Genomic DNA, 12,311 nt, shown 5'->3' on the forward strand with positions numbered 1-12,311 from the left:
AGAAAGACTGCCCAGACTACCAATCTCAAACCCGCAGACTCTCGTTATGAACGAGGGACCCAAGGGGGGCAGGTCACAGGTCGTATGCCTCTGCGCTTCTCAAGTCACAACAGTTTGATGGTGGGAAATCCTCAGCCATCTGTCGTCATCGTTGAGGTAGGTAGAGGCGCAGAGGGCCTTGTAGATCGGCACATCGGCCTTCTCCGACGAGACGCGATAGGTGAGAATGGCGATGTCATGACACCGCATTACGCGCCGTTCGGCCATGACTACGGAGCGCCAGCCAGTCCTTTCACGAAGGTGGGTCCAGATCTGGTCACCCTGGAGGATGCCGGGCGGATAGGGGAAGACCATGACGGCGTTGGTCGCAGTCGTTGCCCGCGCGTTGTCGGCGCCACTGGTCCAGAAGTGCTCCTCCATGTCCCACAGAACGCTCTGTTCGCGCGGCGATAGCGTGCCGGACTTGTGTGCGGCATGGGGCGGTGTCCTTGCGGTCGCGGTTGAGACGGTCATTCGCCTGCCCCCGACCCGCCAATCATGAACATCTGAAACAGAGCAAAGACGATCGCCAGCACCACCCAGATCGCTCCGCTTGTTCCCGGGCGGCCGCCGGCCACTTTGGAGGCAGCGCGCTGCAGGGCACCTGACGTCGGTCCTTCGGGGAGCAGCTGGCTCAGGTCTCGTGCGATCCTGCCGTGATCGCGGGCGAGCGCAGGAACGTCCCGAAAACGAGCAAGCAGTGTCCCCAATCGCGCCCGCGCGGCGTCGCGCCCCAGCGTGACCAGTTCAGCTGTTTCCTTCCATGGATCGAGGCCAAGCCGCGCAAGCGCGGAGAGCACTGTCACGGCAAAGCCGTTCCGGTCCTCGCCGACGGATGCATGGAGAAACCGATCGAACTCGGGCGGGTGCGGGTCGAGAACATTGGGGGCGGCCATCGCCAATCCTTTCAAGAGTTGCAGGAACGCAGATCATCCCTGTTTCCCAAAGGATACGCGCAGGTCGGTCTCGCCGCCCTTGCACAGGTCAGTGCTGGCGACTGCCCCCCAAGGGAAGGCCGCAACGGGTTTTGCGCCCGGGGCTAACATGCGTCAGCGCCGGTCGGACGATCCCGAGGTACAAGGCACGCTATCGTTCGACTGGTCCGTCCCGCACTCCAAGGGGCCGTCACCCGTGGTGAGCGACGGATCTGCCAACATCGCGGAGACCAGAGATGAACATGCGGTCGACCAGATCGACGGTGACATTTTCGAACCGGTTCACCTTGCCGGGACACCCGGGAGATTTGCCCGCGGGCGACTACGAGGTTCTTGTCGAAGAAGAGCTTCTCCAGGGGCTCAGCTTCGAGGCGTATCGCCGGACGGCGACCTACCTGAAGGTGCGCGGAAGGGGCGGTCATGCGGGACGTACAGAGTTACGGGCGATTTCCGACAGCGACCTGAAAGAGGCGCTGAGCCGGGATCAGACCGCGACCGAGGCCAAGAAGGGCTACAGCGATGCGGCGCTTTCCCCGCAGGAGGACAGAACATGAACACTCCCGAATGGCTCAAACCCGGCATTTATGGCGCGCTGATCGGCGCGGTCTGCGTCGGTGTCGTCGGATTCACGTGGGGCGGCTGGGTGACCGGCGGAACCGCAAACGAGAGGGCGATGGCGATGTCCCAAGACGATGTCGTCGCCTCCATGGTGCCGGTTTGCCTCGACATGGCGCGGTCGGATCCGGCGCGGGCGGAAAAGATGGCAACGATCAAGGTCGCCTCGACCTATCAGCGGCGCGACGCGCTCATGACGGCCGGCTGGGCGACAATGCCGGGAACCGATGCCCCCAACCGAGACATTGCGGAAGCCTGCCTGAAGGAACTGGATCTGTGAGGGCAGAGCGCAGGACGTTCCCCGCGCATGTCGATGTGGGCCGATAGCTTCGTGGCCAAGGGCCGCCATCATGAATAGAGCGCATCAAGCGGGAGCGGCAGCGGTCGACAGGGCGGTGCCCCTGAAGGAAGACGACGGGGCAGGGCGCGGCGAAAGGCTGTTTGCCCTGGGTCTGTTCCACTTCATCGAGCGTCTGTTGCTGGTTGTGATCGTGGCCATGACCCTCCTCGCCGTCGCCTTCGAAATCGTGGCCATCTATCGCCTTGGCACAATCCTGCTGGCCGATATTCTGCTGATGTTTCTCTATCTTGAAGTGATCGGAATGGTTGCGGTGTATTACGCCAAACGCAATTCTGTGTTCGTGTATCCAATTTTTATTGCGATCACTGCGGTCGGACGGCTGGTCGTCCTGCAGGGCAAGGAAATGGCCCCGGAAAACATACTGATCGAGGCGGCCGCCATTCTCCTCCTGTCATTGTCCGCGCTCGTAATCATCTGGGCGATCGGCAAGCAGGCAGCATGATTACGCCCAGGCAAGGTCCTGCGCAGTTCCTTTGGGTAGGCTCTGGTTTTGGTAATGAACACCTATTCTCCAATGAAGGCTGACGGCCATAGTCATGGCCGGGGCACCTTAATGACACTTGGACTGCCAAGGCCGGCTTCTTTCCGCTTCCGAGCAAGACACGCCCACTTTATTTCCGTTCCCTTAACCTGCGTCAGCACCCGATGTCCGCCTGACTGGTAGGTGGATGGCAAGACCTGGATCGCGATGAGGCGAGAGCTGGCCCATGAACGGATTCTGCAGGCTCTGATCGCCTACATGGCCCGTACCGAGCCGCGTTTCGCCGACCACCTGCGAGAACGGTTCGTAGAGCCGATGAAATTGACGCAGCGCGAACACGACCACCGTGGGACCGACGAGTACGCGGAAGAATTCATTCGCGCCGTGATGCTTCTCGGAGAAGCTCGCGCGCTTGACGCGAAGGAGCCGGAAATGACCAACGTGAAAACCGTGCCGCCGAAAAGCAGAGGAGCAAAGGATTCTTCCATGAACCGGCCGGCGCAGCGCGGTGGGGTTCAGGTACGCGAAAGAAACGGCATCTGGGAGGTGCAAGTCGATGGCAAGTTTCGCGGCGACTACCATCAGAAGGAAAATGCCCTTGCGGCTGCGGCCTTGCTCAAGCTGTCCCTCCGATGACCAGCAGCACCCGCCCGACAGTCCCGACGGACTTTTCGATCCATGTGACCGAGAACGAAGGCATGCCAACGAGATCGAATTCCAGGGTCTCCCCGCTACCGGCCGCGCCCACTCGACGGCTGACAGGAACGCTCACGCTTGGCCTATCGAGGACTCATGAGGCAACCGGCGGACTCTGGTCCGCCAGGGAGCAAGTTGCGACGAGAAATCCCTTGGCGAGGCTGATCGCGAGGACGGCCGTCATAGCCGGTGTGATCGCCTCCTTCGCCTTCCCCGTGCTTGCGCAGGATGGCACCGGCCCAATGCCGGAGAACGCCCATCCGCGCAGCTATGGCGGCGGATGGGTGTGCGACCTCGGTTACCGGGTGGAGGCCGCTGAATGCCTGGCTCTCAACATCCCCGAGCATGCCTATCCAACCGGGCGCTCCTACGGGACGGGGTGGGAGTGCGACCGTGGGTATGAAGAGGAAAACGGGATATCCTGCAATCGCATCCCGCTGCCCGCCAATGCCTTCCTCCGGTCTTCCGGTTACGATTGGCAATGCGAACGCGGGTTCCGGCAGGAGGACGAGACATGCGTGCCCATCGTTCTTCCCGAGCATGCCTACCTGACGGACGATCACTCGGGGGCCGGATGGACCTGTGATCGTGGCTATGAGGCTGTTGCAGGGACATGTTCGCCGATTGCCGTGCCAGAGAACGCTTATCTGACCAACGCAGACTACGGCGCCGCCTGGGCTTGTGAGAGAGGCTTCGTCAGAATCGACGACCGATGCGACGCCGTTGTCGTGCCATCGAATGCTTATCTGTACGAGGCATCCTATGGACCGGGCTGGAGCTGCGAGCGCGGATACGAGGTGCTGAATGGCGCCTGCGTCGCCATCGATCTGCCGGAGAACGCCTATCTCGACCGATCCGGCAACTGGTGGCGCTGCAATCGAGGTTTCCAGCTTTCGGACGGGGCGTGCGTCCTTGGAAGATGAGGGTGACAGAACGATGCGCAGCCGCGTGTCCGGCATGCGCGTCAGCATAGGGTGTCGTCTCCGATACAGCTTCCCTCAACCGACGCCGCTGATTGCGCTTCTGAACGTGCACTACTCGCGGTTCGGCGATCTGGAGCGTGCCGATTATCTCGTGACCTCGCCCAGCGTGCCCCTCGAAAGCTACCGGGATGGCTTCGGCAACTGGTGCACGCGCGTCCTGGCTCCGGCGGGCGACTTCTGCCTGTCGACGGATGGCGTCTTCCGCGACACGGGCCTGCCTGATCCTTCCATGCCCGGCGCACGGCAGCACGCGGTTCAGGATCTGCCATTCGAGACCCTCGTGTTTCTGCAGGGGAGCCGGTATTGCGATACCGACCTTCTGTCAGAGGAGGCGTGGCGCCTTTTGAAACCACGGACCCCGGATGGTCACGCGCCCAGGCGATCTGCGATTTCGTGCATGGACATGTCCGCTTCGACTATATGCAGGCAAAGGCGACGCGCACAGCGTCGCAGACCCTCGCCGAGGGGCAGGGTGTCTGCCGCGACTTTGCCCATCTCGCCATCGCCCTGTGCCGATACATGAACATTCCGGCCCGCTACTGCACCGGATACCTGAGCGACATCGGGGAGCCTCTGCCTCATCCGCCTGGGGATTTTGCTGCCTGGATGGAGGTATTCCTTGCCGGAGAATGGCACATGTTCGACCCGCGCAATAACAAGCCGAGGTTTGCGAGGATCCTGATCGCGCGCGGTCGCGATGCTGCCGATGTTCCTCTGACCCAGACATTCGGCCAGAACACTTTGATGGAATTCAAGGTCTGGACGGATGAATTGGCCTGACTGAACTTGACTTCCTTTTCGATGCACCATCGCAATTCGGGTCGCCAGCCCCCATATGTTCAGTACCGATGCTAATTATCCCGGTCCGAAATGGACGAGGAGTTGGCGTCGGAAAATCAAAGGATCGATGACATGTCCTTCAAGGACCTGACCGCCAGGGCTGCGGCTGCGTTAAAGCGCAAGCCTGCGAAAACAGCGACGACCGCTGTCAAGGAGACTGAGCCCAAGGCTTCTGGCAAGGATGAACCCGCCAAATCCAAGACATCTTGAGGGTGTACACCGATTACGCGCCTCATTCCCGTGAAGGGCGCGGACCGCCCACAGCACCATGGGAAAGGAACGCGCGAATGGAAGATCTGACGAGCAAGACCGTTGCGGTTTTTTCCAGGCCCTTCACCGTTCCGGGCTTTGACGAGACGCTCCCGGCGGGAGAGTACGAGATCGAAACGGAGGTGGCTTCGCCCCCTGATCAACGGGATCCCGCAGCTTGGAAAGCCTCTGTCCTTGTGAAGCTTCATCCCCGGATATCTCATCCGGGACTTGCACGGACTCTGACTGTTTCCCTTGCCGACCTCGACCAAGCACGCGCCAGGGACAAGCTGACCGGCAGGGAGTTGTCCGACTTTCTCCTTGAAGAAATGCTGGCTGATCCGATGGTACAGCTCGTGATGAAGGCCGACGGGGTCTCCGAGGCGCACCTGCGACATCTCTATTCCGGGTCTGGGACATCCGATTCGAACCTGGCTGCGCCGCCTTCGAAGACGACCGCCCGAGGAGCGCGGGACGAAGAGTCGATCCGGACCGCCGAAAACGAAGGCATGCCTTCACGACCGGACTCGCCGCCGTCCTTACGCACCCGTCTGGCTGCGGGGAAAACGTGATGGCGGACGAGGCCATCGCCGAGGGTGACGTACCGGACATCGCGACCCCAAGGGCCGTAGGTGATGTTCCGCAAGAACGCCGATGCCTGCGATGCGAAACCTCGTTCTGGAGCGAAGGCTTCGGAGAACGGATTTGCCGACGCTGCAAGGGGTTGAATGCCTGGCGGAACGCCGCGCCCGTCAGCGCGGGCGCATCTCGCCGCCGCTGATCCCGCAGCCGCGCGCCGTCTTCCTCAATCCTGACTGGAACATCATTTTGGCCTGCCTCGAGATCGTTCACACCACGACCTACAGATACCGTCAAAAGGTCCCTCTTGGACCCCATCGGTTGATGCTACGTCCCCGAGAAACAAGGGAACTGCGACTACTTGCACATGCCCTCTCCATTTCTCCGACGGCGACGGTGACCTGGGCGCATGACGTGGCCGGCAACGCTGTCGCCACCGCCGTCTTTGACGGCGTGACGGATCATCTGGTGATCGAGAGCCGTGCCACAGTGGATCTCACCGCGCCTGCATGGCCGGTCTTTGCCATCGCCGCCTCGGCCGCGCAGTACCCCTTTGTCTACGCCGACGACGAATGGACGGATCTGGGCGCGTTGACGGTTCCGCAATATCCCGACCCGGACGGTCGGCTTTCCCTGTGGGTCGAGGGCTTTGTCTTGGCGCGCCCGACCGACACGCTGTCCTTGCTGAAGGACATCAGCAATGGTGTGTTCACCCAGATTTCCTACCAGAGCCGCGACACTGAAGGCACCCAGGCACCGATCGAGACGCTCGACCGGCGATGGGGCTCGTGCCGTGATCTTGCGGTCCTGCTCGCCGAAGCCGCGCGCACACTTGGACTCGGTTCCCGCATCGTATCCGGCTATCTGTCAGATGCGGAAGAATGCCTTTTTGGGTCTGCGGGTTCCGGGTCCACCCATGCCTGGGTCGAGATATTTGTACCCGGTGCCGGATGGATTGCCTTCGATCCCACGAACCGAAGCTTCGGGTCTCGGAACCTGATACCACTCGCTGTGGCCCGAAACATCGCACAGGTGACCCCGGTGGCAGGCAACTTTGTCGGAACGAACGTCGATTTGCTTTCGATGGAGGTGTTCGTAAGAGTGGAGAGTGCTTCGGCACAAGAAAACTCGCTACTGGCCCCAAGAGGCGGGGCGGACATCGCGCTTGTCTAGTGGCGTTTCGGTGGGACTGGCTTGCGCCTGATGGTTTAAACCTATCCATAACAATGCTTTAATGACCGGAGAAGGTTGGACGTCAGGCCCATCCCCTCCGCCACTTGCCCCTGCGAAAGCGTTCTCCCGATCCGGCTGCGGCCGGATTTTTCCGTTGTTTTCGAAGGTTATGCGGGAGGGGCTGAGCACCGGCCCCTGCGCCGGGAGGCCCGGAAGCGGTCTCTCAGCCCCGATATTCTCCGGACCTCTCGACTGCCCGATTTTGGTGTAGAGCCTGTAAGCCTCAGAAAAGCAGGGGAAAAATCTTAGGCTGACCTGAACACTTCGATGCCAGTGGCACTATCGAGACGGAACCGGGATCGAACAACTCTGTCGCGCTTTGGCCGAAACACGAGCTCTATTCTGCTGGCTCGGCGACGGTCGCGTTCTTCGTGATGATGTCCTGCACCTCGCCCGGCTTGAACGCGACATCCCAAGTCCAGCGCCCGAAACCGCCTGCTGCATTGATCGCCTTCACCCACTCGTTCAGAGCGTCGCGCTTCGCCTTGTTCTGAGGGCTGTCGGTGCCCTTGATCTCGAGCGCGAGGATCGTACCGCCAGCAAGGCGGACGAGGAAATCCGGGACATATCGCCGCCGGGAGCCCGCCCACATGTAGTAGATCTGGAAACCGAGGTGATCGTTCTTGGCGTAGGCAAGAACGTCCTCGCGCTTCTCGAAGACATTGGCCGCGTGGCCTTCCCAAGCCGAATCTCCCACCAGATGGCTGATGTGCGATTTGGTCGTCGGGAAGCACGGCTTGGTCGTGTACCAGGTGCGCATCAACCCGGTTGCACCGATCGGGTTCTCCTCGTCGAACACTGGCGTCAGGCGTTCCGTGTTCTGCTCAGTCACGTTGCTCAGCACATGTTGGACCACGAGATCGATGTTGAGCGCTATGAGGATACGCCGCCGAAGCGGATCGGAGTGAAAGAGCGACGGGATGTCGAGGCGGTCCGAGTTGAGGAACGCCTCGACGATCCTGACCAGCTGAGCCGCCAGATACTCGTGGGTGCCGGTGAACCCATGGCTCAGCTCTGCAAACGCCTTCCGCGCAGCCTGGAATACGAGGCGCTGCAGACGGAAGCCATCCGGTAGCTTCTCGAGGTCGATCGCGGTGACCTTGCCCATGTCCGTCGCGCCGCCGAGCGCCGGGGCGAGTTCGGCGCTGATCGGTGTGCTGGCGGGATCGAGCACGAGCGGCTGGACCTTGCTCCAGTCGATGGCGAGCTCCGGTTTGACGACAGTCTCCACGCGCAGCACGTTCGGCCAGCGAAGCTCCAGATGCGCGCGGTCGGGCACTACTTCGATCTGCGTGGTGGGCTTCGGCGGTGGCGGCGCCTCACCGCCTTCGCCCGTCTCCGAGATCGAGAGCGGCACGCCGAAGACGTTGACGTACTCGGGCAGGAAGAGGCCGTTATCGTCGGTGTCGTAGGACACCCGGCGCAGTCCGCGCCCGACAACCTGCTCGCAGAGCAGCTGGGACGTGAAGGCACGGAGCCCCATGATGTGGGTGACGTTCTTGGCGTCCCACCCCTCAGACAGCATCGCAACCGATATGACGTTCTGAAGGTCCTGACCGGCGGCTCCCCTCTTCCCAACGTTGTCCACGATCTCGCGCAGCAGTTCCTCCTTCTTCAGGGCGAGGAACTGCTGGCGGCGGGTTTCGGGCAGGTCTGCTGCGTCGATGATCTCCTTCAGGCGCGCCTCGTAATCCTTGTCGGATGAGGCGGTCTCGCCGATCTCGGCCTTCTCGAGAACCTTCGAGTCGACGCGAAGCGTCCGGTCTGGAGCGTGCAGCTCAGGCCAGTGTGCATCGCCCTTGTTGAAGTAGTTCTCGATGCGGGCCGCGGTCTCCGTGCGGTTGCAGACCGTGAGCATGACGGGCGGTGAGTGATGCCCGGCCTCCCGCCAACGCGCCCGGGTTTCCCGCCAGTCCGCGCCGAGCAGCGTGTAGGCGTCCTGGACCAGTTTCGGCAGGGCCTCGTGCGGCTCCGCCTTCGCCCGGTTCAGGTCTTCGGAGACGGACGGATCGCGGTAGATGTGGTAGAGCTTCGACCGGAGCGTCTTGGAGTCCGGGACAGCATCGTCGCGAACCACCACGCGCGGCGTCTTCACCAGCCCGGCCTCGATCGCGTCGTTCAGCCCGAAATCCGAGACGATCCAGTCGAACAGCGCCGTGTCGGTGCTCTTCTTCCCTGTCGGGGCGAAGGGTGTGGCCGAGAGGTCGAAACAGCGCTGGATGCGCCGGGTCTTGTGGATGCGGTCCAGCCCCTCGATCCAGCGCGTCGCGTCGTCCAGATCGATGCCCTGTTCCGCGGCCGCCTTCTTGCTGATCTTCACCTCTGGTGGCTTGCGATAGGCGTGATGCGCCTCGTCGTTGATGACGATGATGTCCTTGTGCGCCGCCAGCTTGCCAAGCACCCGCCGCGTGAACGCCTCGTCGGACTCGCGCCCCTTCTTGACCACAGAGCGGTCCGCTTCCTTCAGCGGCATGAGCGTGTGCCAGTTCTCGATCAGTACCTCGGCCTGGTTCAGCTTCTGGCGAAGCGCTTCGGAGGGGCACAGGTTGAACTCGTCGTAGTAGCTGCCCTCGCTGGGCATCAGCACCTGCAGCCGCTCCTTCACGGTCAGCCCCGGCGCCACGATGAACACGGCACGGCTGAAGTCCTTGTTCCGCTTCGGATAGGTGAGTGCGTTCAGCACCTGCCAGGTGATGACCATCGCCATCACCGTGGTCTTGCCCGCGCCCGTGGCCATCTTGTTGCACAGCCGCTCCCACGTCCCGCCGTCGCCTGGGATCGCGATGCCCTGCTTGTAGGCCTCGGCGCCCTCGACCCACCAGATCAGCGTCTCGATGGCCTCGAGCTGGCAGAAGTAGAACGGGTACTGCCGTGCGTCGCGGTCGTGCCAATGCTCCAGCAGCTTGCGGGTGACGATGGTGACGCCCGGCCAGCCGTCCGCGCGCCACTGGTCCACGCGCGCCCGGATCGTGTTCACCAGGTCCAGAACCTCGGTGCGCTTGGTGTTGTTGCGCGCGTCGAAGACCTCGTAGCTCGCCGGCCGGCGTTCGGGCTTGATTTCCAGTTTGCCGCCCTTGGCCTCGACCCAGTGCTGCGCGGGGCACTCGAATGGCGTGTTGATGATGAGGGACATGGGCCTACCCCTCGAGCGGCATGATCTTGAGCGACTCGATCCCGCGGTCGTCCACGATCTTGACCGCGATGCGCCGGTTCTCGCCCGCTTCGAAAGGCAGTGAGACGGTGCCGTGGAACTGCTCCAGCAGGTCCTCGTCCAGCTCCGCACGGACCCGTCTTGCGAAGGCGGTTCCAGCCGCCCTTGGCATCCGCCATGGGGAAGAACACCTGGTGCGGCATCAGCGAGCGGTTGTCGTAGTCCACGTCCAGCGACCACATCGCGATTTGCTTCTTGCCGCCGGAGACGAGGTCGCCCGCCTTCGGATCGAAATAGTCGAAACCGTTGACCTCGACCTCCCACAGCCCGTCGTTGCGCTTGCGGAGCTCCACGTCCGGCTGGCCCATCAGCCAGAAGGACTGGTTCGAGGCGCGCTTTTTCTTCAGATCCTCGGTCAGCAGATCGGTGTTCATCTGCGCCTTGAGCAGCGTCACCCCGGGCCAGTTCACCTCGTCGATGTCCTTTGCGGCCTCCGGGTCGAAGGTGAAGGCACAGAACAGAATGAACTTGGGCGACGGACGCAGGGTCTCGGCCTCTGTCAGCGCCAGTTCCACCTGCCGCTGCTCCAGCGCCGCGTGCTCGGGGCCGAAGCTGACGACGACGCGTTCGCCCGTCTCGGCCAGCGATCCGCTGGCGTGGATGTATTTGAGTCCCGGCAAAGTCTCGAACTCAGCGAAGCGGAGCATGGCGCCGCCCTTGCCGCGCACGCCGGTCTTGAGCAGTTCGTCTCGCCACAGCGACTGGCGGGAGGTCTCGCCAGAGCGGGCGACGGTTTCGTCGGCCTCCTGTGGCGGCATGCTCTCGTCCAGAGACAGGACGGTCGGCGCGGGCACCGCCTCGACCGAAAAGGGCCCGCAGATGCGCAGCTTGGAGCGGTCGATGCGCGGCTTGTCGTAGAGCGTTTCCTGCTCGGCATGGTCGGCGATGGACTGGTCCATGCGGCGCTGCATCGCCTGGCGGGCGGTGTGGAAGGCGTCGAACGACGCGCGGGCGGCCTCGGGCCAGTCGTCGGGCCAGTCGAAGGGCACCTCCCATTCGTGCAGGGTGTCGCCCTTGGCGAAGTCCACCGGCTTGCCCTTGCGCGCGCCCTGCGCGGGCTTGAGCGGCTTCGGCGGAGCGGCGGTCAGCGCGGCGTTCAGGTCGGCCAGCGCCGCCGCGATCTTCGGGTGGTCCTCGTCGTGGATCGTGTCGATGTCGGGGTTGTTGGCGATGCTCTTCAGCATGATCCGCGGCACGGTCTCGTAGTCGAAGCCGCCCTTCAGTCCTTCATGCGGATAACGCAGGGCGTAGTAGTCGAAGCTGGCGGTCATCAGCCGCTGCTTGGCCAGCGTGATCGCCACGCGAGAGGTGTCGCAGGTGATCCAGCGCCGCCCCCACTTCTCGGCGACGAAGGCTGTGGTGCCAGAGCCGCAGGTGGGATCGAGAACCAGATCGCCGGGATCTGTGCTCATCAAAACGCAGCGCTCGATAATCGAAGCGCTCGTTTGCACGACGTAGACGATCCCACCGGCCCCGGCTACATCGGACCAAATATTCGAAATTGGATAGGCAGCGAAGTCATCGATATACCTGATGTACTCAATTGACGACGTCCGCGCTCCAATTCGGTTGGCTTTTCGAAGCCTGTCCAAACCTTGATAGCTGGTTTTCCAGTTCGATGTGGCGCCGGAGTCGTAGTCCTTTCCCTGGAATCCCCACTCTCCGGTGGTGTTCGCTCGCACTCCGCTGGAGATTAGGCTGGTAAGGCGAAACACGCGCCCTTCCGGGATACCCTCCTCGCCTCGCTTTTGCTTCGCGTTGAGGGCAATCCTTTTTCCGGTAGGCACCTCAACTTGATCGTACCTCTGGCCGCTTCCATGGCCGACACCGACTTCCTTCGTGCGATAGACTTGCCGATACTTCAGGCTATCGATATCTTTCGCATACCAAAGGATGTAATCAGCAACGTTCGGAATCCTTTCCGTTTCTTGACCTCCGGTCTTCTGAACTGTGATTATTGAAACTCGGTTTTTGGCGCCAAATATCTCATCAAGCAAATCGGTGCACAGGTTTAGGCTCAGGACCCATTGATCTGCTTGAAACCGCTACGGCTGAATGATTCAAGCTCCCGGACTGACGGTGGGTGATG

At 62.2% G+C, this 12,311-nt stretch carries 11 protein-coding genes and 2 pseudogenes; 9 read left to right on the plus strand and 4 right to left on the minus strand.

Features of this window, described 5'->3' with window-relative positions; translation table 11 throughout:
- Positions 1-99: 99 nt before the first annotated feature.
- Both DSD19_RS14070 and DSD19_RS14075 read right to left on the minus strand, forming a co-directional pair.
- Positions 100-513, minus strand: a complete 414-nt coding sequence (locus tag DSD19_RS14070) for a hypothetical protein (RefSeq protein ID WP_243627988.1) — start codon at positions 511-513, stop codon at positions 100-102.
- Positions 510-935, minus strand: coding sequence for a hypothetical protein (locus DSD19_RS14075; protein ID WP_113670045.1), 426 nt, complete (start codon positions 933-935; stop codon positions 510-512). The genes DSD19_RS14070 and DSD19_RS14075 overlap by 4 nt, the downstream gene beginning before the upstream one ends.
- A gap of 302 nt (positions 936-1,237) precedes the next feature.
- On the opposite strand from DSD19_RS14075, the gene DSD19_RS14080 reads away from it, so the two are divergent.
- The 9 genes and pseudogenes from DSD19_RS14080 to DSD19_RS14110 all read left to right on the plus strand — a co-directional run bounded on the left by DSD19_RS14080 (position 1,238) and on the right by DSD19_RS14110 (position 6,951).
- Positions 1,238-1,528, plus strand: coding sequence for a hypothetical protein (locus tag DSD19_RS14080; RefSeq protein ID WP_243627990.1), 291 nt, complete (start codon positions 1,238-1,240; stop codon positions 1,526-1,528).
- Positions 1,525-1,869, plus strand: coding sequence for a hypothetical protein (locus DSD19_RS14085; protein WP_080616977.1), 345 nt, complete (start codon positions 1,525-1,527; stop codon positions 1,867-1,869). Before DSD19_RS14080 ends, DSD19_RS14085 begins: the two co-directional genes overlap by 4 nt.
- Before the next feature lie 70 nt (positions 1,870-1,939).
- On the plus strand, positions 1,940-2,392 hold the full coding sequence (locus DSD19_RS14090; RefSeq protein ID WP_080616976.1) for a phosphate-starvation-inducible PsiE family protein: 453 nt from the start codon (positions 1,940-1,942) through the stop codon (positions 2,390-2,392).
- Between the two features lie 222 nt (positions 2,393-2,614).
- Complete coding sequence (locus tag DSD19_RS14095; RefSeq protein ID WP_243627992.1) at positions 2,615-3,067, plus strand: hypothetical protein; 453 nt, start codon at positions 2,615-2,617, stop codon at positions 3,065-3,067.
- 212 nt (positions 3,068-3,279) lie between these two features.
- The gene (locus DSD19_RS21500; RefSeq protein WP_133260441.1) at positions 3,280-4,050 is read left to right on the plus strand and encodes a hypothetical protein; all 771 of its coding nucleotides are present in this window, start codon (positions 3,280-3,282) and stop codon (positions 4,048-4,050) included.
- 34 nt (positions 4,051-4,084) lie between these two features.
- Positions 4,085-4,890: pseudogene (locus DSD19_RS22770) on the plus strand (transglutaminase family protein).
- 90 nt (positions 4,891-4,980) lie between these two features.
- Positions 4,981-5,160, plus strand: coding sequence for a hypothetical protein (locus DSD19_RS21505; protein WP_133260442.1), 180 nt, complete (start codon positions 4,981-4,983; stop codon positions 5,158-5,160).
- A 77-nt stretch (positions 5,161-5,237) separates the two neighbouring features.
- Positions 5,238-5,771: a hypothetical protein gene (locus DSD19_RS14105; protein WP_113670047.1), complete on the plus strand. Its 534-nt coding sequence runs from the start codon at positions 5,238-5,240 to the stop codon at positions 5,769-5,771.
- Positions 5,772-5,862: 91 nt separating this feature from the next.
- Positions 5,863-6,951: a transglutaminase family protein gene (locus tag DSD19_RS14110; protein WP_207802469.1), complete on the plus strand. Its 1,089-nt coding sequence runs from the start codon at positions 5,863-5,865 to the stop codon at positions 6,949-6,951.
- Positions 6,952-7,348: 397 nt separating this feature from the next.
- Here the strand turns inward: DSD19_RS14110 and DSD19_RS14115 are convergent, their stop codons facing one another.
- Both DSD19_RS14115 and DSD19_RS22395 read right to left on the minus strand, forming a co-directional pair.
- On the minus strand, positions 7,349-10,144 hold the full coding sequence (locus DSD19_RS14115) for a BPTD_3080 family restriction endonuclease (RefSeq protein WP_113670048.1): 2,796 nt from the start codon (positions 10,142-10,144) through the stop codon (positions 7,349-7,351).
- Between the two features lie 1,418 nt (positions 10,145-11,562).
- Positions 11,563-12,219, minus strand: a pseudogene (locus DSD19_RS22395) (DNA methyltransferase); the annotation flags it as partial.
- Positions 12,220-12,311 lie beyond the last annotated feature (92 nt).

Source organism: Rhodovulum sp. BSW8 (assembly GCF_003314725.1).
Lineage (GTDB): Bacteria > Pseudomonadota > Alphaproteobacteria > Rhodobacterales > Rhodobacteraceae > Rhodovulum > Rhodovulum visakhapatnamense.

Excerpts from the sequence above, each read along its gene's own strand:
- DSD19_RS14115 (WP_113670048.1), bottom strand. The coding sequence starts at position 10,144 with ATGTCCCTCATCATCAACACGCCATTCGAGTGCCCCGCGCAGCACTGG.
- DSD19_RS14075 (WP_113670045.1), bottom strand. The coding sequence starts at position 935 with ATGGCCGCCCCCAATGTTCTCGACCCGCACCCGCCCGAGTTCGATCGG.
- DSD19_RS21505 (WP_133260442.1), top strand. The coding sequence starts at position 4,981 with ATGGACGAGGAGTTGGCGTCGGAAAATCAAAGGATCGATGACATGTCC.
- DSD19_RS14090 (WP_080616976.1), top strand. The coding sequence starts at position 1,940 with ATGAATAGAGCGCATCAAGCGGGAGCGGCAGCGGTCGACAGGGCGGTG.
- DSD19_RS14110 (WP_207802469.1), top strand. The coding sequence starts at position 5,863 with ATGCGAAACCTCGTTCTGGAGCGAAGGCTTCGGAGAACGGATTTGCCG.
- DSD19_RS14070 (WP_243627988.1), bottom strand. The coding sequence starts at position 513 with ATGACCGTCTCAACCGCGACCGCAAGGACACCGCCCCATGCCGCACAC.
- DSD19_RS14105 (WP_113670047.1), top strand. The coding sequence starts at position 5,238 with ATGGAAGATCTGACGAGCAAGACCGTTGCGGTTTTTTCCAGGCCCTTC.
- DSD19_RS14085 (WP_080616977.1), top strand. The coding sequence starts at position 1,525 with ATGAACACTCCCGAATGGCTCAAACCCGGCATTTATGGCGCGCTGATC.